At 50.0% G+C, this 21,476-nt stretch carries 21 protein-coding genes and 1 pseudogene; 11 read left to right on the forward strand and 11 right to left on the reverse strand.

Annotated elements, in window-relative coordinates:
- Positions 1 to 20: 20 nt before the first annotated feature.
- Together AB6T85_RS03070 and AB6T85_RS03075 are read left to right on the forward strand one after the other, a co-directional pair.
- Positions 21 to 1,286, forward strand: coding sequence for an MFS transporter (locus AB6T85_RS03070; RefSeq protein ID WP_253454295.1), 1,266 nt, complete (start codon positions 21 to 23; stop codon positions 1,284 to 1,286).
- Positions 1,287 to 1,486: 200 nt separating this feature from the next.
- On the forward strand, positions 1,487 to 2,485 hold the full coding sequence (locus AB6T85_RS03075) for an aldo/keto reductase (RefSeq protein ID WP_369894829.1): 999 nt from the start codon (positions 1,487 to 1,489) through the stop codon (positions 2,483 to 2,485).
- A 209-nt stretch (positions 2,486 to 2,694) separates the two neighbouring features.
- Here AB6T85_RS03075 and AB6T85_RS03080 read toward each other — a convergent pair.
- The 3 genes and pseudogenes from AB6T85_RS03080 to AB6T85_RS03090 all read right to left on the reverse strand — a co-directional run.
- A pseudogene (locus tag AB6T85_RS03080) lies at positions 2,695 to 2,952 on the reverse strand (thiolase family protein); the annotation flags it as partial.
- Entirely contained in the window at positions 2,949 to 3,362 is a 414-nt protein-coding gene (locus AB6T85_RS03085) for a carboxymuconolactone decarboxylase family protein (protein WP_253454298.1), read from the reverse strand. The pseudogene AB6T85_RS03080 and the gene AB6T85_RS03085, both read right to left, overlap by 4 nt.
- Positions 3,359 to 3,898 carry a hypothetical protein gene (locus AB6T85_RS03090; protein WP_369894773.1) on the reverse strand — a complete coding sequence of 180 codons (540 nt, stop codon included), beginning with the start codon at positions 3,896 to 3,898 and terminating at the stop codon, positions 3,359 to 3,361. The genes AB6T85_RS03085 and AB6T85_RS03090 overlap by 4 nt, the downstream gene beginning before the upstream one ends.
- Positions 3,899 to 4,139: 241 nt before the next feature.
- Between AB6T85_RS03090 and AB6T85_RS03095 the strand changes: the two genes are divergently transcribed.
- The 4 genes from AB6T85_RS03095 to AB6T85_RS03110 all read left to right on the forward strand — a co-directional run bounded on the left by AB6T85_RS03095 (position 4,140) and on the right by AB6T85_RS03110 (position 8,436).
- A complete protein-coding gene (locus AB6T85_RS03095; RefSeq protein WP_369894774.1) occupies positions 4,140 to 5,066 on the forward strand; it encodes a LysR family transcriptional regulator in 927 nt (308 codons plus the stop codon).
- 358 nt (positions 5,067 to 5,424) lie between these two features.
- Positions 5,425 to 6,315 carry an oxidoreductase gene (locus AB6T85_RS03100; RefSeq protein WP_369894775.1) on the forward strand — a complete coding sequence of 297 codons (891 nt, stop codon included), beginning with the start codon at positions 5,425 to 5,427 and terminating at the stop codon, positions 6,313 to 6,315.
- 457 nt (positions 6,316 to 6,772) lie between these two features.
- On the forward strand, positions 6,773 to 7,705 hold the full coding sequence (locus tag AB6T85_RS03105) for a nucleoside recognition domain-containing protein (RefSeq protein ID WP_301250914.1): 933 nt from the start codon (positions 6,773 to 6,775) through the stop codon (positions 7,703 to 7,705).
- A 194-nt stretch (positions 7,706 to 7,899) separates the two neighbouring features.
- A complete protein-coding gene (locus AB6T85_RS03110) occupies positions 7,900 to 8,436 on the forward strand; it encodes a helix-turn-helix domain-containing protein (RefSeq protein ID WP_369894776.1) in 537 nt (178 codons plus the stop codon).
- Positions 8,437 to 8,832: 396 nt separating this feature from the next.
- On the opposite strand, the gene AB6T85_RS03115 is transcribed toward AB6T85_RS03110, so the two are convergent.
- From AB6T85_RS03115 to AB6T85_RS03125, 3 genes are all read right to left on the reverse strand, one after another.
- On the reverse strand, positions 8,833 to 9,072 hold the full coding sequence (locus tag AB6T85_RS03115) for a YdgH/BhsA/McbA-like domain containing protein (protein ID WP_369894777.1): 240 nt from the start codon (positions 9,070 to 9,072) through the stop codon (positions 8,833 to 8,835).
- A gap of 307 nt (positions 9,073 to 9,379) precedes the next feature.
- Entirely contained in the window at positions 9,380 to 10,372 is a 993-nt protein-coding gene (locus AB6T85_RS03120) for a zinc-dependent alcohol dehydrogenase family protein (RefSeq protein WP_301250919.1), read from the reverse strand.
- A 128-nt stretch (positions 10,373 to 10,500) separates the two neighbouring features.
- Positions 10,501 to 11,421, reverse strand: coding sequence for a LysR family transcriptional regulator (locus tag AB6T85_RS03125; RefSeq protein ID WP_369894830.1), 921 nt, complete (start codon positions 11,419 to 11,421; stop codon positions 10,501 to 10,503).
- A gap of 326 nt (positions 11,422 to 11,747) precedes the next feature.
- Here AB6T85_RS03125 and AB6T85_RS03130 point away from each other — a divergent pair, with 326 nt between their 5' ends.
- Together AB6T85_RS03130 and AB6T85_RS03135 are read left to right on the forward strand one after the other, a co-directional pair.
- Positions 11,748 to 12,725, forward strand: coding sequence for an LLM class oxidoreductase (locus AB6T85_RS03130; RefSeq protein WP_369894778.1), 978 nt, complete (start codon positions 11,748 to 11,750; stop codon positions 12,723 to 12,725).
- 570 nt (positions 12,726 to 13,295) lie between these two features.
- The gene (locus tag AB6T85_RS03135; protein ID WP_301250923.1) at positions 13,296 to 14,222 is read left to right on the forward strand and encodes an MBL fold metallo-hydrolase; all 927 of its coding nucleotides are present in this window, start codon (positions 13,296 to 13,298) and stop codon (positions 14,220 to 14,222) included.
- Positions 14,223 to 14,648: 426 nt separating this feature from the next.
- Here AB6T85_RS03135 and eco read toward each other — a convergent pair whose 3' ends face one another.
- Positions 14,649 to 15,161 (reverse strand): serine protease inhibitor ecotin, encoded by a 513-nt coding sequence (gene eco, locus AB6T85_RS03140; RefSeq protein ID WP_301250925.1) that lies wholly within the window; start codon positions 15,159 to 15,161, stop codon positions 14,649 to 14,651.
- 324 nt (positions 15,162 to 15,485) lie between these two features.
- Here eco and AB6T85_RS03145 point away from each other — a divergent pair, with 324 nt between their 5' ends.
- Complete coding sequence (locus AB6T85_RS03145; RefSeq protein ID WP_253454308.1) at positions 15,486 to 16,382, forward strand: polysaccharide lyase family 7 protein; 897 nt, start codon at positions 15,486 to 15,488, stop codon at positions 16,380 to 16,382.
- A 261-nt stretch (positions 16,383 to 16,643) separates the two neighbouring features.
- Here AB6T85_RS03145 and AB6T85_RS03150 read toward each other — a convergent pair whose 3' ends face one another.
- Positions 16,644 to 17,039 (reverse strand): YgiW/YdeI family stress tolerance OB fold protein, encoded by a 396-nt coding sequence (locus AB6T85_RS03150; RefSeq protein WP_301250928.1) that lies wholly within the window; start codon positions 17,037 to 17,039, stop codon positions 16,644 to 16,646.
- A gap of 453 nt (positions 17,040 to 17,492) precedes the next feature.
- Between AB6T85_RS03150 and AB6T85_RS03155 the strand changes: the two genes are divergently transcribed.
- A complete protein-coding gene (locus AB6T85_RS03155; RefSeq protein ID WP_253454310.1) occupies positions 17,493 to 17,987 on the forward strand; it encodes a GlcG/HbpS family heme-binding protein in 495 nt (164 codons plus the stop codon).
- A gap of 191 nt (positions 17,988 to 18,178) precedes the next feature.
- Here AB6T85_RS03155 and yajD read toward each other — a convergent pair whose 3' ends face one another.
- The 3 genes from yajD to AB6T85_RS03170 all read right to left on the reverse strand — a co-directional run bounded on the left by yajD (position 18,179) and on the right by AB6T85_RS03170 (position 20,191).
- On the reverse strand, positions 18,179 to 18,526 hold the full coding sequence (yajD, locus tag AB6T85_RS03160) for an HNH nuclease YajD (protein WP_369894779.1): 348 nt from the start codon (positions 18,524 to 18,526) through the stop codon (positions 18,179 to 18,181).
- Positions 18,527 to 18,661: 135 nt separating this feature from the next.
- Positions 18,662 to 19,222: a YtfJ family protein gene (locus tag AB6T85_RS03165; protein WP_369894780.1), complete on the reverse strand. Its 561-nt coding sequence runs from the start codon at positions 19,220 to 19,222 to the stop codon at positions 18,662 to 18,664.
- 96 nt (positions 19,223 to 19,318) lie between these two features.
- On the reverse strand, positions 19,319 to 20,191 hold the full coding sequence (locus AB6T85_RS03170) for a LysR family transcriptional regulator (protein ID WP_369894781.1): 873 nt from the start codon (positions 20,189 to 20,191) through the stop codon (positions 19,319 to 19,321).
- 102 nt (positions 20,192 to 20,293) lie between these two features.
- On the opposite strand from AB6T85_RS03170, the gene AB6T85_RS03175 reads away from it, so the two are divergent.
- Positions 20,294 to 21,382 carry an oxidoreductase gene (locus AB6T85_RS03175; protein ID WP_369894782.1) on the forward strand — a complete coding sequence of 363 codons (1,089 nt, stop codon included), beginning with the start codon at positions 20,294 to 20,296 and terminating at the stop codon, positions 21,380 to 21,382.
- Positions 21,383 to 21,476: the final 94 nt, after the last annotated feature.

Genomic DNA, 21,476 nt, shown 5'->3' on the forward strand with positions numbered 1-21,476 from the left:
AACCAGATGGAAAAGTCGCCATGAAACTCTCTGCACTCGCCCCAAGAGAACGCCATAATTTTATTTACTTTATGCTGTTCTTTTTCTTTTACTATTTCATTATGTCCGCGTATTTCCCGTTTTTTCCGGTCTGGCTGGCGGAAGTTAACCATCTGACCAAAACAGAAACGGGGATTGTTTTTTCCTCTATTTCACTGTTTTCGATTGTCTTCCAACCGGTATTTGGGCTGATTTCCGATAAGCTGGGATTACGTAAACACCTGTTGTGGACAATCACGGTCTTACTGGTGTTGTTCGCGCCCTTCTTTATTTTTGTTTTGTCGCCTCTGCTGCAAATGAATATTTTCGTCGGCGCGCTGGCTGGCGGTATCTATTTGGGGGCCGTTTTCTCCAGTGGCTCCGGGGCGGTAGAAGCCTATATTGAACGCGTCAGCCGCGCTAACCGTTTCGAGTACGGCAAAGTTCGCGTTTCCGGCTGTATCGGCTGGGCGCTGTGTGCCTCTATCACCGGCATTCTTTTTGGCATAGATCCTAATATTACTTTCTGGATCGCCTCCGGTTTTGCCCTGGTGCTTGGCGTACTGCTCTGGGTGTCACGCCCGGAAGGCAGTAACAGCGAGCGGGTTATCGAGGCACTGGGCGCCAACCGCCAGGCCTTCTCGCTGCGCACCGCCGCCGAGCTGCTGCGGATGCCGCGCTTCTGGGGTTTTATTGTTTACGTGGTTGGCGTCGCCAGCGTCTATGACGTTTTCGACCAGCAGTTCGCCAATTTTTTCAAAGGCTTTTTCTCCAGCCCACAACGCGGCACCGAAGTGTTTGGCTTCGTGACTACCGGTGGAGAATTGCTCAACGCCTTGATTATGTTCTTCGCCCCCGCCATTGTGAACCGCATTGGCGCGAAGAATGCCCTGCTGATCGCAGGCGTTATTATGTCGGCACGTATTCTGGGGTCGTCTTTTGCTTCATCGGCCGTGGAAGTTGTTATCTTAAAAATGCTGCATATGTTTGAACTGCCGTTCCTGCTGGTGGGCACTTTTAAATATATTTCCTCCGCATTTAACCCAAAGCTTTCGGCAACGTTGTTCCTGATAGGCTTTAATTTATCGAAACAGCTCTCGGGCGTGGTGCTGTCGGCATGGGTAGGCCGGATGTATGACACCGTTGGTTTCCATCAGGCTTACCTTGTGCTGGGCTGTCTCACCTTAAGCTTTACCGTCCTTTCCCTGTTTACGCTGAAAGGAAGTAAAACCCTGCTCCCCTCCACCAGCTATAACAGCGCCGCCTGATAATAAGCGCCCGTGTTGTTTAACGGGCTTTTAACTTGTCGATCCGAATAAAGACAGAATCAGATTATGAGAATTTAACTGCAGTGGCTAACCCGCCATGTGGTTCTTCTGACCTGATACTTTTTTTGTATAACCAAAATAACAATTCATTAACCGCAATCAAGGTGGAACAATTAAAAAATTCAGAAAAAGGAGAGATTATGTATACCCGAAATTTATCCCAGAATTTTACAGTCAGCGCTGTCGGCTATGGGGCCATGGGCCTGAGCGAATTTTATGGTCAGACAGATGACAAGGCTTCTCTACAGCTGCTCTATAACCTTATTGACCTGAATATTACGTTAATTGATACCGCTAACCTGTACGGGCGAGGCCACAATGAACGACTTATTGGTCACTTTCTTGCCGGGCTCGATAAGGCCACACGCCAGCAGTTTAAAATTGCCACAAAGTGCGGGATCGATCGCTCCCCTGACGAATCTTATGCCCGCACCATTAACAATCAACCCAATTATATTACCCGCTGCTGTAATGAATCCCTTAAAAGGCTTGGCATTGAGCGGATCGATCTGTTTTATCTTCACAGGGTCAGTCAGGCTACACCTGTTGAAGAGAGCATGGAATGCCTGAGCCGTCTCGTCAAAGAAGGTAAGATCAACCATATTGGACTCTGCGAGGTTTCCGCTTTAACCCTGCGCCGCGCCCATGCTGTACATCCTCTCACAGCCCTGCAGACGGAATATTCATTGTGGACACGCGATATTGAAGATGAAATTCTCCCGGCAGTGAAAGAGCTGGGTATTGGTCTGGTTCCTTATTCTCCGCTGGGCAGAGGCTTTCTGACCGGGAAATACCGTAAAAACAGCGATTTTGCGGAAGGTGATTTCCGTAAAAATAATGCGCGATTTATTCAGTCCAGCCTCGATCATAACGCCCAGCTTCTTGACGTTATGCAGCCGCTTGCTGAAAAATACAGCTGCACCACAGGTCAGATTGCGCTAGCCTGGCTGCTCGCGCAGTACGATAAGCTGGTACCGATTCCCGGCACCAGGCACATCAATTATCTGACCGAAAATGCGCTCGCGGCCGACATCGTTCTGGACAACTCAGATATTGCCTTGCTGAACAATATTCACCAGCGTATTGAGATCAAAGGCGAACGGTATTCAGAGGAAGGCATGAAAGGCGTTAACGCCTGAAATCAGCCCTTATAATCAAAAAACCGGATCATCCCGGTTTTTTGTTCTTAACCAGCGCAGCTGCTGTAGAGCTGATATTTTTAGCGATAAACGCTCAGCGCTATGCCTTCACCACCATAAATGCCGTTTTAATTTCTGAGTTAGTAAACACGCCCTGTGAGGCCAGAACCGGCAGTCCTCTTGCCGTAGCAGTAGATCCACAGACCTTCTTTGTTAATGGTCAGGCATTGCGTTGTAACAGGCAGTCCGGCATTCAGTGCGGCCTGACGTGCTGGATTCTGGCCGCAGCCAGCCGTCAGGGCCTGCCCCATAATGACCTGAGAAATTTCACCAATTTTCACGTCCAGGTCTTCAAGAAGCGCACGAATGATGCGGCTTCCAGGCTCGGCGGCGGAATGATCCGACAGGGAGCCCAGGAACGTGCCCGTTGCCGTGCGTTTTGCAGAAACAATGACTACTTCGCTTATGAGTTTTCCTCTTTCAGGCCGGGCAAAGTATGGCCTGTCGCCGCCATAGCAGCGCGGTAGGCCGTCAAACCGTTCATACAGGCCGGTACGCCGGCATAGACGGCCATCTGTATCACAATTTCAAGTAGCTCTTCAGGGCTGACGCCAGTGTTAAGCGCGGCTCTCATGTGTAACTCAAGCTGCGGCATAGCGTTACCCAGCGTCACAAGCGATGCAACGGTCAGCATTTCCCTTGTTCTAAGTTCCAGACCGGGGCGGCCAACCACAGCGCCAAAAGCGTAATCGGTGATCAAAGCCGGTAAGGTGGCGTCAAGTTCATTCAGTCGTCCGGTGACTTTATCGGCAAGACCGGGCTCAAGGCGGTTCATAATATCTCTGCCATAATGTGTCAGATTACTTATTTGACTCATAAGGTTTCTCCATGATGGTTAGTGCTGACGTAGCGCGCGTTGGGATTGCGGCTACGAGCAAAACAGAAAGCCCGATAGCTGCACCTGCTACGATACAAAGTAGCTGGATTGAAAAAGCGGATACCATCCAGGCACTGGCAGACGCTCCGACACCAATGGCGATATTGAAAAATGATACGTAAATTATCTTTATTATCCCTTACGACATTAAAAATGGTTTCATCACGCCACTGCCGATATTTTTGATAATTATGCGCAGGAACTTCAACATGGCGCAGCTGAATATATTTTGTTTCGGGGAGGTCTTTTTTATTATCGAAAGGAGATTCAACAAACTTGAGAAGCTCCCTACGAATATCTGCAGAAAGAACGTCAGCAAAGCGATAAAACATTGACTCCATTTCTTCTTCTGTCCATGAGATTTCTTTAATATCGTTAAACGAACGGAGTTCCAATAGTTCATTCACACCCTGCTCTTCACAAAGAAAATAGCGCGTACTTTTAGTGCTTTTTAATGATGAGAAAAAAATCAGCATAAATATTATTTTTTAACGGGAAGCGCGACACCAGCACATAGTTAGATGACATTCTTATCTCCCTGATGATTTTGATTAATTTAGAGAGGAATCTAACAGCCTTTGACACAAATGGAATTGTTAAATGTGTAATATAGTTTTTGTATTGCTGTAAGGCGCGTTTTTGTGATATGAATTTCGTTTTATATCTGGCTGTATCAAAAGGGTGTAGAATGATTTTTTGACTGACAGGATGGAATCTATGGCCACTGCAGGACACCTAATCAACAACAACCTCCCCAGCGTTAAACAGCTCCAGTGCTTTCTTGCTGTCGCTCATGAGCTGAACTTTCGCAGGGCTGCCGAACGGCTCAGAATGACCCAGCCGCCGTTAACCCGACAGATCAAGCGCCTTGAAGCCGTACTGGACAGGCAGCTATTCAGCCGCAGTACACATGATGTCAGCCTGACGGAAGCTGGCCGTGCATTGGTAATAAAAGCAGAAAGGATCCTTCAGGAACTTAATGAACTGAAAACACATTCCCCTTCTTCGAAGGAAAGCCTGCGCATTGGCCTTACCCGAACGCTCAATTTTGAATTAATTGATCCCGTCAGCAAGCAGCTTATTAAACTGCATGCTAAAGACGACGTTGAAACGCCTAATCTGACATCTGCGCAGCTGCTTCAGTGCCTGTCGAAAAATACGCTTGACCTCGTGCTTACGGGCGAAAAAGGTATCGGTCATGAAGATACCGTCCAGTATCTCTGGGTTTGCCGTGAACCCCTGCTGATAGCTATGCCAGCCATGCACCCAGCCAGTATGAAACAAAAAGTATCACTCGAAGACGTCAGTGATTTACCGCTCTTCTGGTTTGCAAGAAGCGCGAACCCATCATTTTACGACAAATGTGAAAGTTATTTTGATCTACTGAAAACTCCATTAAAAAGAGTGAAAGAGCCGGACGATTCACTCGTTATGCTCACTCACATCGCAAGAGGAAAAGGGTTTGCTCTGATGCCGCAGTCCAAATGCACCTTTAATCAGGAAGGGCTTTGCTACCGCGCGCTAACAGACTATGAATCGCAGAAATTGAACATCGATATTTATGCTGCAACCCGGCTAAACGATAAGCGGGAGACCGTACTAAATGCCCAGGATATACTATGTGATAATAATCTTGCCGACTGAAATAATATTCAGCCACCCCGAATTGAAGTTACAGGTAAGTTATTTCAAATAAAGCTTAGTTTATCGCGACTGCTCGTATTGCGTACTCAAAAATAACGGTTAAGTCATGGGTTAATCACCTTAAGCTTTACCGTCCTTTCCCTGTTTACGCTGAAAGGAAGTAAAACCCTGCTCCCCTCCACCAGCTATAACAGCGCCGCCTGATAATAAATGCCCGTGTTGTTTAACGGGCTTTTATTGATTTGGCGCTGGCTCGGGCGATCCATTTTCCGACAAAGCGCGTATGCTGAGAAAACCCTGGCGTGCGTAGCGATGGTAATCGGCGCGCCGATCGTTGACGAACAAGGGAGAAGATAAAATGGCTGACCGTCCTGGCATTGCCCTGCTTGGCCCTGGCGCTATCGGTACGACCCTCGCAGCGGTACTACATGAGGCAAACCGCACGCCAGTACTTTGCGGGCGCAGCGCGCATGCGCAATTAATTCTTCGTGATGATGAAAGAGAAACTGTCGTACCGGGGCCGGTATTAACTGATAGCGCCTCCGTCCATCAGCCGTTCGATTTGGTGTTCGTGGCGGTAAAAACTACCCAGGTAGCCGACTGTGCGGACTGGCTGGCCGCACTCTGTGATGAAAACACGGTGGTGTGCGCATTGCAAAACGGCGTGGAACAGAAAACCCTTCTGGAGCCCTGGGTCAACGGTGCCACCGTAGTGCCTGCGGTAGTATGGTTCCCGGCCCAGCGAGAGCCGGATTTCTCCGTCTGGCTGCGAGCCAAACCGCGCCTGACGCTGCCGGATAGCCCGCAGGCAAAAAAAGTAGCGGCCAGCCTGAGCGCAACCCGCTGCGTCGTTGATCTGTCGAGCGATTTTATTTCCATCGCCTGGCGTAAGCTGCTACAGAACGCGGTAGCCGGTCTGATGGTGCTTGCTAATCGTCGTGCCGGGATGTTCTCGCGCAAAGATATCACCGAACTGGCGCTGGCTTATCTGCGTGAATGTCTGAAGGTAGCTCGCGCGGAAGGAGCTATTCTGAACGACAGCGTTCCCCAGGAAATTGTGGACGGTTTTCATCATGCTCCTGCAGATTTAGGCACCTCAATCCTTGCGGACCGACAGGCTAACCGCCCGCTGGAATGGGAAATCCGCAACGGCGTGATAATGCGCTATGGCCGCACCCATGGTATTCCTACGCCCATCAGCGACGTGCTGGTGCCGCTATTGGCAGCGGGAAGTGAGGGGCCGGGTTGATTCAGGAACAAGCGCAAGTTTCACGCCTGTTGATATCAGGTAGTCTTTGACGTGAGCTAAAGTGCTTCCTGCACGAGGTGGAGCCCGGAACCAGTATTATGACAAGCTGAAATTATGCTTTCGAAAAGCAGGCTATCGTTGGTTTCCATACGGGGAGGCCTGGAGCATGCCTGAGGGCATTCACTTCACGCAGAACAACCTCCTTTTGAACCATCCGCGTTTAACAGAGTTATTAGCCGGATAAAGGCTCTGAATGCTCATCTCTTTACTCATTGATCGGTTCAGGGGATTATTAACAAATGAATAAAAGACAAGTCCCCTGCCTTTAATAATAAAAATCACCGGATAATTATTTTACGTAAAAATATCGAGGTGTTTTTAAAAGCGCAGCACACTATGAAATATGCATCACTGTAAGTTGAGGTAAGGTTCCTTTATTATTTTATCGGAGCCAGTTATGGACATCATCGGAATCATCATGTCAGCGGGAAGAACTTCCGTTGACGTCGCTTTATATACGTTAATACCTGTCATGGTGGTGATGCTTATCATCATGAAGTATCTGGAGCAGAAGGGAGTACTGGACGCAATTGTTCGCCTGATGACTCCCATACTTAAGCCATTTGGTGTAACAGGGCTGGCAATCTTTGCGCTTATTCAGCTTAACTTTGTGAGTTTCGCTGCCCCTCTGGCCGCCCTGGCTATCATGGAAAAACGCGGTACTTCCGACAGGCATCTTGCTGCCACGCTGGCTATGCTTTTTGCTATGGGACAGGGCAACGTATTTTATCCTCTTATCCCGGCAGGATTACACTGGGGTCAAGCACTGATTATTTCGGTAGTCGGGGGCCTTGCTGCTGCTGCCTTTACCTGGCATCTGACTGCCCGCAGGCTATCAGATAAGGAGGTGAAACGTGAAGATGCTGAAACTCAGCATAGAAAATCATCTCAGGGTTTGATTGGCGTGATTAACAGCGCAGGATCAGATGCTATCAGATTGGCACTGGGCTCTGTACCTATGCTTATTCTGTCTTTGACTGTCGTCGGCATACTGAAAGCAAGTGGTGCTATTGAAGGGTTAACTACGCTGGTAGCGCCGGTACTGGCACTTTTCAACATATCTGACATTTATGTTATGCCTGTGCTAACGAAATTCCTTGCTGGCGGAACGGCGTATTACGGTGTAATGACTGACATTATCCATAAGGGGCTGATGACCACACAGCAAATTAATGCTTCTGCCGGATTTCTTATCCAGACATTTGATTTACCGGGTATCGGTATTTTCCTGGGGATTGCCAGCCGGTTTGTGCGGTTATTCCGCTACGCCTTGCCAGGCGCACTGATTGGCATCATGATCCGTGGTGTGATCCATGTAAGCATCAGTTAAAGTCTGTTGCCGGGGCGGAAAACCTGTACGCCTGCCCTGGCGTTTATTGGTACCAGAATGATAATAAAGTGGTTCCTTTAAAGGCATATTTCTGTCCCGCCTGAATCAATAGAATAAAAATCAAACTGCCCGTTGCTCAGAAAGGCACAGTGGCAGGTAAACCTGATTTACTGCTAATTTCAGACGGTGATTAAATGTCCTTACATACTGCAGCTCATTCTGTTAACTACTCATCCTGCATAGGTTCTGACCTTCTGTATTGTGACCCTGACGCATTTTGTACCACGGGTGGTAGAGAGGGCTTAAAGCCCACCGCCAATTCTCACTCCCTTCGTTCCTCTGCCATAATGCGCGGTGTTGTCTGCGATACGCTGAACTGGATTGAAGCCAATCTTGATAATGACCTTCATATAGTTCAGCTGGCCGATCGCTCGGGCTACACCCGCTGGCATTTTCAGCGTCAGTTTAAAGAGATAACAGGACGCTCTATATCAGAGCATGTCAGGATCCGTCGTTTGGTCCGGGCCGCTGAGGCTATTATGTATACCGCTGGGCGCTTAATGGATATTGCCTGTGACTATGGATATACCAGTCAGCAGGCTATGTCTCGTGTTATACGTTCGGCATTTGGTATGACGCCAACAGAGCTGAGGAACCGCGCTAATGCACATCACTGTACTGAAGAAATCAAAAGCGACCTGGATGCACTGAAGCTCCGGGGCTTACAATAAATTTTAACAGGGAGTCGCAAAGACTCCCTCTGTACTACTCAGTCCTGATCCCTCTGCGCGCGACTTTATATCCATTACTCGTCCCTTTGCCTGTTAATTTTTACCTGGCAATGTCAGTTGCTTTTGATTGACAACTGAGGGTATTCCCTTACCAGCCTTTTATCCTGCGGATAAATCATCAGATATTCAGAAAGTCCGTGCCAGGGGAAACCAGCCCTGCCAAAAAGTCATTGCGGTGGTTTACTGAGGGATTAATAAAATAAAACTTTAATAAAATACCCGTACTCTGCTAAGAGCAGGTTAAGGAGCATTAACTTTCTCCCAGCTAAATATAGCGGAATTATGTAAAGCGCTTACATTATTAAAAAGCCCGGCAGTTGTGCCGGGCCGGAGATGCTATTTGTAAATTATCGCCGTTCCATAATAACGATTTCCGCCGTATGCAGAAGTGACTTTAAGATCCTTAGCGCCTGCTTTCTTCGCTGCCGTTTCAAGGGCGCCAGTCATTTCATCAAGGGTGGTACCCCACGCAGATACATGACCAGCAGGTGAAGTTTTAATATTTTCTGCTGCATTAGCAGTAGCAAATGCAGATGAGACCAGCAGTGATACAAGTACTGAATTACGGAGTTTCATGGTATTACCTCAATCATTTTTGTTGTTATAATTTTATGAGGTAATGCATATGAGATAAACAAGCAAAAAAGAAATTCATAGTTATGGGTTTCAGAAACAATGAATGAGGATAACGGCATTTATAGGATTTTAAAATTCTTACGGATTGTGTTAGTTATAACCTGGTGTTGATTTGAATGATTTCGGGCGCGAATTTTGATCGATTTTAATATTTATAAAAAAGCCCGTAAGACCTTCTGTCTCCGGGCAATTTATCGCTTGCTTTGCTTGTTATATTACGCTTCTTTTTTATGCAGGGTTGAGGAAATTAATTAACAGTTACTACAATTTTGCCTACCTGACCATTTGCTTCCATATAACGCTGTGCATCGGCAATATCTTCAAGAGTAAAAGTTTTATCGATGACAGGTTTAAGTTTGCCTGAGCGCAAACCTTCAGTGACAAATGCTTTAGCACGAGCCATTTTTTCAGGGTTTGTGGTGATCTCAAAAAGTTCGTAACCACGGAGGGTGAGATGTTTGCCCAGAATATCGAAAACAGGTACAAGCATGTCACGGCTATCAAGTGCGCCATACTGGAAGAACATCCCCAATGGTGCCATCACCTGGGTCAGCTTAGCGACGTCCGGGCCACCAACGGGGTCGAAGACGATGTGAGCACCAACGTTATTTGTCTCACGATTAATCTCAGCGACCATATCCTGTTCAGCCGTCGCAATGACGGCTGCAGCGCCCGCCTTAAGAAGCAGATCGCGTTTTTCGCTGGTGCGGGTCAGTGCAATGGGTTTAGCGCCCAACATATTGGCAATCTGAATGGCTGCAAGGCCAACGCTGCTGGAAGCAGCACGAATGATCACGTTTTGACCAGCCTGAAGGTTGCCATATTCTACCAGCGCGCCAAACGCTGTGACATACATCATCCAGCTTGCAGCGGCTTGTTCAAATGACAAATTTTCTGGGTGCTTAACAACCGCATGAACAGGCGCATTCACGATCTCGCCATACATACCGTATTCGTTAAACATAAAGGATGGGATCACGCTGACAGGATCGCCTTTGGCAAAGTCTTTCACATTTTCACCTACGGCCTCAACGGTACCAGCTGCTTCATAACCGAGTCGTGCTGGAAACACGGGTTCGATAACATACTGACCATTGCGATACATGATCTCAGCCCGGTTCAGGCCAATAGCCTTAACGCGGATCTGGACTTCATTGGCTGACGGAGCCGGAACCTGAACATCGACAACTTCCAGAACTTCCGGTCCACCTGTACGGTTAAACGTTACTACTTTTGACATAATCAGGCCTCGTGAGTGGGGGGCGGCTTCAGGAATGTGTGGTAAAGCACGCCCGTTTCATCTGCCGATAATTTACGCGCTTATAAAACGTATAAAAATAGGTATTCAGGAACTTCAGTATTATCCAATCAGTAACAATCAACCATTGACCTGGCCTGTTGAGAAAACAGTTCGCTGAACCAATCGATGAAGACCCTGACCTTCGGAGAGAGATATTCCCTGTCCGGATACATGACTGAGACAGGCTTGGAGACGGGTGGATACTGAGTCAGTATTTCGACCAACTCACCCGCATCGATATGAGGTTTAAGCGCAGGATAAGTCGCCTGAATGATACCCAGGCCGGACAGGCCACAGCTCAGTAATATGTCTGAGTTGTCTACAAGCATACTGCTGGCAGAACGTTGCGAAACGACGGTATTTTTATCGATGAATTTCCACTCCATAACCTCACGGCTATGGTCACTGAAGAAATTTACTGCCTTATGGTTTTGCAGATCGTCTAATGACTCAGGGTTGCCATGGGCCTCAAGGTAAGCCGGAGAAGCACAGGTCACCATGCGGATCTCTCCGAGTCGTTTCGAGATAAAGCTCGAATCCTGTAACTCGCCCAGCCGTACCACACAATCCACCCCTTCGGTAATGAGGTCCGTTTTCTTGTCGGAGGAAAGCAAAACGACTTCAATATCCGGGTATTTTTCTTTGAACTTTATCAGATGCGGAATCAGGATGGCATGCGCTAATGAAAGTGGCACGTCCAGCCTCAGACGCCCACGAGGAGGCAGTGTCGTTGAAAAACTGGCCATCATGTCATTCACTTCAGAAAGGATAGTTTTTGAACGATGGTAGAATTCTTCGCCTTCTGCGGTAACGCTGAGTTTTCGAGTGGTGCGGTGGATTAACTTAACACCAAGATCGTCTTCAAGATGTTGAATGGCTTTGCTCACCGCAGGGCGATGTAATTGTAGAAATTCAGCCGCTTTGGTGAAGCTCCCTTGCTCAACGACTTGCATAAAAATATTAATATATTCAATCATCTTTGAACGCATATTACCGCCTGAAATTGTTGTTCTTGCGTCAGTCATATTCACTGATCCACGGAATTTTAAACCTGATTATTCCATGAGCGTAGTGTAAGGCATGCGTCAGAGACGGCATGATCTCCTGTGCTTTAATACGACAAGCTGTCAGGCCTTAACATAGTCAGCATTGTTATTTTTAAGGAAAAAGTGAAGTACTCTTTGAGTAATTTTTCCTCTTCATTTGCTGAATTAAAATGCCATTCCTGCCGCCATGCTGCGGTACTCAAAAACCTGAAACAGGTGCTGGCCTCCGGAAACCTTCCGTTTAAAGCCTGTCAGATAAGGAAATGAAAATGCATTACGTCTCCGGTCTTAAATTGAAACCTGAGCTCCAGACACATCCCGGGTTTAGCCGGGTCTTTCAGCCAGACAAGCTCACGTTTGGTTTTATCATGCCTCTTGTGGGATATCCTGACTCACCCTTTCCGCTGCTGGAAGATCATCAGAAAATGGCTCAACTGGCAGATAAACTGGGATTTTCAGCGCTATGGATGCGAGATATTCCTTTCTATGATCCGTCTTTCGGCGATACCGGGCAGGTTTTTGACCCAATGGTATACCTTGGATTTCTTGCCGCTGTCACACGTAATATTGCGTTAGGAACTGCTGGCATAGTCCTTCCGTTGCGCGAGCCTCTGATTGTAGCGAAGCAGGCAGTGTCATTAGACCAATTGAGCCATGGCAGGCTAATCCTGGGGCTATCCAGCGGCGATCGTCCCGCTGAATATCCGGCGTTCGGCGCTGATTTTGACAACAGAGCTGAAAGGTTCAGAGAGGCTGTTAATCTCATACATCGGGTCACGACTGAAAGCTTCCCTCATATCGATACGAAGCATTACGGCAAATTAAAGGGCATGCTTAATCTTGTTCCCTCCCCACGGGCAGGAAGAATTCCTACACTGATTGTTGGTCGTGCACAGCAGGATATAGACTGGCTGGCGGCGAATAGCGATGGATGGATAAGGCATCGCGGAAGCTTTAACCAGTTACCTGAAATCGTAAATACATGGCATCAGAACCGTCCGGATGAATATTTCCGGCCCTATGGATATGGTACTTTTTTTGATCTGTCCGAAGATGCAAATGAGCCGGTTCGCCAGAACTGGGGTGGGATCCGTGCGGGCAGAAATGCGTTAATTGCCATGTGGAAAAAGCATGAGTCAGCGGGTGTTAACCACGTTGCACTTAACCTAAAAACATTACAGCGGCCAACAGAAGAAGTGCTTCAGGAACTGGCTGAATATGTGCTGCCTCACTTTAAAAATGACTAATAACAGCATGCTGATTAACTCTCTTTTCGGGCTGACGCCGCATACTCTCAGATGACAGAGATCCTGCAAATTCCTGACTGTAAAATTATGACTGATTGCAGCCCCAAAGCAACGCTTGAAAAGCCATTATTTAACAGGGAACCTCAGAGTATGAAAACATAACGATTCTACAGGTTTTTAACTTCTTTCAGCACTTGTGGGAAAAATCGTTTCAAAAATCATACAAGAGGAAAATGAAAAATTCACGCCAGTTAATAAACGACATGACATGTGGTAAGGGATATGAAAGTAATATCACCACTTAAACATTATTATTTATCGACCCTTCCCTTTATTTGACAAATATTCGTAGAGCACTAATGCTTTTTAAGCTTTACCTCAGGCAGGAACCAACCAACCTCTCCTGAAAAAAACCAATTAAATCAAAAGATATGCACAACCCCATTCAGAGGTTGATTGGTATTAAATTTAATAACTTAGTATAATCAAAATCCTGTCTTCTGACATTCAGGACAAGCGGATATATTTCTCAGCACGGAAATCATTCCGACCCTAAATAAGAGAGACATTATGAGTATCATTAAAAAACCTGCGCGTGATTTTTCTTCCCTTGAGCAGTCGGCTGGATTTCAGCGTCGTATTCTGGGTGATTACACTATTACCGCAGTTTATGACGGCATTGTAGCAATTAATCCTGAAGCATTCGCAGGCGTTACTGATGATAAACGCCAGGCCGCCCTGCAGCGTCAGTTGCACCCTGTAACCGGTGAAATTGATACTTCGGTTAATGCATTTATCGTTGATACCGGTTCAAAAATCGTTCTGATTGACGCGGGCTCAGGTAATAAATTCGGGCCGACCATGGGCCGTCTTGAAAGTAGCATCAGAGCCTCTGGTTATTCTCCTGAAGACATTGATGCGGTTCTGATTACCCATCTGCATCCGGATCACGTTGGCGGCATTTCTGATGATAATGGTAATGCAACCTATCCAAACGCAACTGTCTGGGTGCCTGAAGCTGATGCTGAATTTTGGCTGGATTCAGCAACAACTGCAAAAATTCCGGAAATGCAGCACTGGTTCATCGATGTTGCACAAAACGCTACCGCGCCCTATATCAAAGCTGGCCGTTTCCAGACTTTTGAAAATGGGGACGACCTGCTAAATGGTCTGGTGAAAGTGATTGGCCTGCCGGGTCACACGCCAGGGCATTCCGGCTTCCGTATTGAATCTGCTGGTGAAACTATTTTGTTCTGGGGTGACATCACTCACTTACCAGCAGTGCAGTTGTCTCATGCTGAAGCGACTATTAATCTGGACATTATTCCGGAAAAAGCAGTGAGTTCACGAGAGTGGGCTCTGAAAGAAACGTCGTCAACGGGTATCTGGATCGGCGCGGCGCACCAGGCATTTCCGGGAATCGGTCGTCTGCGCCAGGACGCAGAGGGTTACACCTGGATTGGCAGTGAATATGCCTGGCTGACCGCACGCGGCTAAGTAATTATCAGCCCCAATGATGATTAAGCAAAGGGCCCGTCTGTGTGGAGATGAGGCCCTTTTTTGCATAGGGTAATTTTCATTGTTAATACAGTCGTAAGCAGCAGTAAAATTCCTGCTGTAAATGGCGATTTACATCCTCTCTGTTTCCTTCAGCTATCCGGCTGGTGCAACACTGTTTTACTCTTCCTGAAGATCAAAGACGCCAACATCCTCAAGGCGCCCTCCGGTTCCCTTGCGCGGCCGGGTTGCCAGCCCTCACCTGATGTGCTGGCGTGGAAGGTAAAGCGGAGGGTCATGTGCTGCAAATCAAGGTTCAGTGTTGTAATGAACTGAAGGACGAGGACGGGCTCACTCTGCTTCGGTGGTGGTAGCTAATCACCACATAATGTCAGATACAAGCAAGAGAGTTTACCCGTAAGTTAATTATCTCACTTCGGCAGCGTTGATTTTATCATCGGCTTTCCAGATACGATATTTAACCTCAATATTCTCTGGCGTATAAACCACGACGGGAAGTTTACTGTTATACCTCAACATGCCATCCGCCCCGAGGTTGGCGGGCACAAATTTCTTTTCCTTTTTACCTGCCGGGCAGGCCATTCTGGTCGAGATGTGCATTGCGCCGGAGTCTGGCGATTTCGCTGCCTCATAGACATAATAATCATAGCCCCAACCATCAACTGTCTTGCTGTGCAGCTGGCCGAGGAGAAGATGCTGGTTACAGTCAACTTCCAGTGTCTGACCAATCATCAGTTCCACTTTATATAACTCTTCATGTTTACGTTCTGGCAGCTGTATTATTTGTCGGCTTATGCCTTTTTCCGGTTTGGGATAAGGGGCAAGATTATCTGAAGACTGTTGCTGAGCAAAAGTGCTGGCTGAAAGGCAACCGGCGGTTATCAGCAAACATACAGCCAGCGTAGGGGTTCTGATCATTCTATAAGTCCTTAGTAGTATTTAATCCAGATTAATTCATTACCATAAATTAATTTAATAGCATTAACTACTGCCATTCTATTAAAGACCAGTCTTTACTGTCACCTCCTGACGAATGATAGACGCTTAACCCCCGTAAAAAATAATTTACACGGCGTAATCCCAGGCGCGAGCGATGGGTGATTGCGCTCAAAACATCCCTGCCCTCAGAGCAAAAGAAGAAAGGGTGCTATATTCCGATAAGCGCTTAATTAACCTATTTCATTTATCCAAATAAGAAACAGCGTTTTTATCCCTCACGCATTTTGTTAACACGGAGTAAGCATGACTGAACCACTGGATACCCTGCTCAAACTGGATCTGACTACCCCTTTGAAAAAGCCCGGCGCCAGTACCGCCCGGACTTTCAAGTCCGCTGAGCTTGTCGAATCGGTGCTGGCCGATCTGGAAGCCAAAGGTCTGATCCGACGCGGTGCGGATTACTTCGACGTGATCGCACCTACAACTGGCGCCACTACCGGCTCCGTGAAGCGCACTCGCACCGAGTTCAAGTTCCCGGCGCCGATCTTCCTGAAGGACTACACCGAACTGCTCATCCGCCTGAAGGGCGAGCTGCTGGCCGTAAACTACGACGGTGACGTAGTAGTGCTGCAACTACACTGTGACGACGGCAATGACCCTACCATCAAGGGCTTCTACGACAATGGCGAGATCAAGGTAGGCGTGCGGGACTATGACGAAACCAAAGACCCCGACAAAGTCAAACTCGTCAACGTCGGCGCAACCCCGGCGCTTCTGGAGCTGGAATACCGCATCAGAGGGAACAAGCTCACCGTGGTTTGTGGACATGGCGAATCTGCCAGCCGTAAAGAGTTTACGCTCACTGCCGGACGATTAGCTCGCCCGCACGTTCCGCATGTTGGCGTGTACAATCAGATCGACCAGGGCGCTGACACAGAACCTGCCGGCGACCGCTCCGCACTGCGCATCTATGAGTTCTATGTAGGCGAAGCGCCTGATGCGGCGCAGCCTGACCTGGCTCAACAGCTTGACGTCGAGCTGGACAAGCTGTTGCAGGACTACCGGAGCGGCGCGATCGCTCTGAGTGCTGCCAGGATCGTGCTGAACGATATCTCTACCCGCATCAAAGCGGTAGAAGACGCCGACGCCCGCTATGCCTTAAACGTCAAGACGGCCGCCGTTAAAGCCCAACTTAAGTAGAAAGCCGCCTGCGGCCGCGCGCTGCTTCTGTTTTGCGCCAGAAGCAGACGCCCGCGTCAGGGCGTAGCAGGCTTGCGTGGCGATCAGCCCTGAAAAAGCGCGTTATGCCCTGTGCCTGCCGGTTATGCAGCTCCTCGTACGTTATGACTGCGCCCTGCTCAAAAAGCAGGCGTCATAACTGGCTTGATACATTCCCGCTTTTATAAAGGAAAATGATGCCGAGGCTATAAAGAAACAGGGTCGCCGGCTCTGTTGCGCCGTTCAGGGTTTTTCGATCCGGGTCACTTTCATAAAGGCGTTATCCGCTCTGCCATAAACGCGACCGCTGACGCGAACCTTGTCATCAGCCTGATAGGTTTTGCCGAGAAAAGCATCGGCAGAAGCCTGTAGCCGAACCTCGTCGCTGGCATCACGAAAAAGATAGCTGCCCGGTCTTTGCTCCTTGACAATATATCCCTCAAGCGTTGTATAGCCGCCCTGTCTGAAATCACGGATCAGGTTTGCTTTTGTGGCGCGCGTGTCCTCTGTGCCTTTCTGTGCCGCATCTTCCTTTTCAGGCGGCGGAGCCTTTTCTCCCGCCTTAAATCCGCCTTCAGCGGCCGCGACGCCGCTGCTTAGTGCGGCAAGCAAAGCCGTGAGCATCAATTTTTTCTTCATCTGTTCTCTCCATTCAGGTGGATGGTTTCATCTTAAACGTGAGTTCATCTGGCTTATCAGCACCGCTCAGCGTGCGATAAGGGCAAAACCGGGAAAGATCAACTGTAGCGCGGATATTTTATTCTGCAACTGATTGACTTATATACGCATTATGCGCAAACCCATTTTTAATGGTTAAAACGGCGTCTTCTGTTAACGGCAAACTGCGGGCGTTGCCGGTGTCCGCGTACCCTGCGCTCTCTTCTGCCGGGGCTTACGCCAGCACCAGCACCAGGCGGCCGCGGCGCGCCAGATGACAATATGGTCATCTTTCTGACAGGTAATGACGACAGCCACGCGGGTATAACAGCAGGGTGATTAATACAGGAGAATTAACATGAAAAGGTTTGTCACTGCCCTGCCTCTCGCTGCCAGTAAAAAACCGTTAAGCGGTATCGGGGGAGCTGAGCACAAATGAAACATTTTATGATTGCCCTTGCGCTCGCTACGACGCCAGGCATGGCTCTGGCTACCGGGCCAGCAGCCGTCTATGACATGACGCAGGAACTCAGCAGTAAGCTGGCCACGGAAGCGCTGTCCGTATGTCACGGTATGAATCGCCAGGGCGTGGTGGCCGTCGTGGATCGTGGCGGAAACCTGGTTTCGCTGATGAGAGATGATAACGTGGGGCCGCATAATACGCAGGCCGCCTGGCGCAAAGCCTTCACGGCGCTGTCTACCAAAACGCCAACGAAAGAGTTTACCCGTAAAGCTCAATCCTCGCCGGATACCGTTAACCTGAATACTGTTAACGAGCTATTGCTGCTGGGCGGCGGCGTACCGATTAAATATCGCGGTCAGTGGATTGGCGCTATCGGCATGGCGGGAACCGGCGGCGCCGAGTCCGACGATCGGTGTGGAACCGAAGCCATTAACAAAGTCATTGGCGAAAGCGAACAGCAAAAATAAAGTAAAGCGCGAGCAGCCAGCAACGGCGGGGGAAAAGTGCTGTCTTCCGTGGTTGCTGGCTATGATGACTTGCGGGTGGCCGCGCGCCGGGCCTGCCCTGCTTAACTGCACTGCAACATCCGTTTATTGCGCAAAGCAGACCGGCGTCTCGCATAGCGGCTGCCCTGAGCAGGAAGCGGACATTTCTGGCGCTATTTCTTCTTGTTAAGCAGCGATTTTAAATCGGCGAAAGGGCTATAGGTGGCGGCGCCCACATCGTCTTGCGCATCTTCCCCCGCCACAACGCTGGTACCGTACTGGTCAGCCTCAGTGTATTTTGAGTGTTCGTGATCGTGACAATACAGGCACAATAATTCCCAGTTGCTGCCGTTTGCCGGATTATTGGTATGGTCATGATCGATATGATGGACGGTGAGTTCACGCAGGTTTGAGTAAACAAACTCTCGCGAGCAGCGTCCACATACCCACGGGTAGATTTTTAATGCTTTCTCGCGGTAGCCGCTTTCCAGCCGCGCGTAGTTTTTGGGGATCAAAGCCATTGCCGATGTTACCTGTCATAAAAAGAGATTTATATTCGATGCAGGCAGGCTACCGCGCTTAACAGGCTACTTCAAGCTGTCTGTTGCGACCGTTTTTCACTCTGCGCGAACGCTCTCAAAAGCGGGCAAGAAGGCTCAGGAAGTCTGCGGCTCCAGCAAACTTTTCAGCAGCGCTAACACCTGCTGATTTTCGGCGGGCGTCAGTGCGCCCTCGCGGGCAAAACGCACCCGCCCTTCGCTGTCCAGCACCATGACTGCCGAGCCGCCCGCTTTTAGCTGCCAGGCTCGCCTGACCGCGCCGTTAGCATCAATAATAAACTGCGACCAGGGCGACGCCTCCTTTGCGGATTTCAGGCTGGCACGGACAAATACCGCGCTGCCCGGAATGGCGTCGTCGGTGTTAACAATGGTGGTGGTCTGGTAGCGATCGTGCGGCAGGTTCGCCTTGCTCAACGCGTCAATCAATGCGGCGTTCTGATCTTTAGCCGAAATTCTTCCGGCCATATGCAGCAGCACCCGTACTTTGCCACCAAGCTGGGCGCTGTTCCAGGGCCGTGCAGAAATTTGCTGCTGCTGCCAGATTAGCTCACCCTGTACGGCCACGCCGGCAGCGGGAACGCGCTGATTGATCACTATGTTGCTGGCCGATGCGCTGGCGGAGACGATCGTCAAAAGAGCAAACAGAACTGGCTTCATTTTTTCTCCGCAAAAAAGCGTATAAAGGGACAGATCGGCACGGCCTGCATCTGCGTTCTGTGACCTGCGATCCGGAACCTTAACCATAGTCCGTTCTCAGCCAAGCGATTGTTTTAACACCGCCAGAAAGGCGGTCACTCTGCGCGGCGTATAGCGCCGCGTCGGCAGCAGCGCCCAGACGGCCAGCGCGGGCATCGCCATATCCTCAAGCATCAGCGGCACCAGCTCGCCTCGCGCCGCTTCTTCCCGGATGTCCAGCGCGGTCAGCTGCGCAATGCCCGCCCCGGCCACGCACATTTCCCTCACGCCTTCCACGCTGCTACAGCTGAAACGGGCATCCGGCGTGTAGCTGACCGCGCCGCCCTGATTTTCAAACAGCCACCACGGCAGCGCGGACAGCCGCAGGCAGGCGTGGTTTTTCAGATCCGCCAGCAGCTTTGGTGCACCGTTACGCTGCAAATAGGCCGGAGAGGCGCAAAGGACTCTGGGGTTATCCGCCAGCCTGTGCGCCACCAGCCGGGAATCCCGCAGCGGCGCGATGCGGATGGCGATGTCATAGCCCTGCGCCACGATATCGACGGCATCTTCGCTTAAATTCAGCTCGACCTTCATTTGCGGATTAGCGGCCATCAGTTCAGGCAGCAGTGGCAAAACGTTGCGCCTGCCAAAGCCGGACGGCGCGGTCACGCGCAGCAGCCCGAAGGCGCCCGTCGCCCCGGCGCTGAACATATTTTTAGCCGTCTGCTCTGCTTCAACCATTGCCCGCGCATAGGGCAAAAACTCTTCACCCTCGCTGGTCAACGAGACGGCGCGCGTGGTGCGTTGCAGCAGCCTTACGCCCAGCTCGCTTTCCAGCAGCGCCAGACGGCGGGAAACGGTCATGGCGGTCGATCCCAGCGTTCGGGCGGCCCTGGTCAGGTTGCCCACGGCTACGATCGCGCAGAAAACCTCAACGTCTTTCAGGTTCATTATAACGGTTTCCGTTATTCATCTAGTCAGTTTGCGGCGGTTCTGCCGTTGCATCGCGTTCATTATACTGGATCCTGTATTCATTTATCTTCAGGAACTATTATGCATCCTTTACTGTTTAAAGCGGGTCAGATCGGCCGCATCGCTTTTAAAAACCGGGCGCTCGTCGCGCCGATGACGCGTATCTCCGCTTCTGAAACGGGCGTGCCCGGCGAGATTGTACAGCGCTACTACGCCAGCTTCGCGCAGGGCGGCTTCGGCGGCGTCATCACCGAAGGCCTCTATATCGATAGCGCCTGGTCGCAGACCTACGCTTACCAGCCCGGCATCGTCAGCGACGAGCAGGTAGCCGGATGGCGCAAGGTTACGGATGCGGTAAAAGCAGCGGGTTCGGTGGTTATCGCTCAGCTGATCCACGGCGGTGCGCTTTCCCAGGCGAATATTCACCGCACCACCACCATCGGCCCGTCCGCTATCAAACCGCGCGGCCAGCAGCTGGCTTTTTATCACGGCAAAGGCGATTACGCCGTACCGGAAGCGATGACCGCCCAGCAAATTGAGGAGGTCATCGCCAGCTTTGCCAACAGCGCGGAACGTGCCATCACGCGGGCCGGCTTCGACGGCGTGGAAATTCATGCCGCTAACGGCTACCTGCTCGATCAGTTTTTTACCGACTATCAGAATCAGCGTGAAGATGCCTGGGGCGGTTCGATCGAAAATCGCCTGCGCCTGACGCTGGAAGTTATCCGCGCGGTACGCAACAAAATTGGCCGCGAGGCGATGCTGGGCGTGCGTATTTCTCAGGGTAAGGTCAACGACTTCCAGCACAAATGGCAGGAAGGCGAAGCGGGCGCGCTAAAAGTATTTGCCCTGTTGCAGGAAGCGGGCGTCGATTATATCCATATCACCGAATACAAAGCCTGGCTGCCGGCATTTGAAAATAACGATCGCTCGCTGGTTGAACTGGCACGCGTCGGCGCACCGGATACGGTCATTATCGCCAACGGCGGGCTGGACGACGGCGAACGGGCTGAAGAGCAGCTGCTCGCTAATGCGGATTTTGTCGCCATTGGCAAGGCCGCGCTGGCTAACCACGACTGGCCGCAGCGCGTTCAGCAGGGCCAGGCGCTGCGCCCGCTGGCGGAAACGGTTCTGGCGCCCGTCGCCAATATCAAGGAAGACGAATACTAACGGCCGCCCTTTCCCATCAGGAAAGAGAAAGCTACACTCACCGACACCCTGCGCGTCGGTGAGTCCGGCCTGTCGCGCGCCCTCTTTTTTTGCC

This window comes from Erwinia aeris (assembly GCF_041224955.1).
Classification (GTDB): Bacteria; Pseudomonadota; Gammaproteobacteria; order Enterobacterales; family Enterobacteriaceae; genus Erwinia; species Erwinia aeris.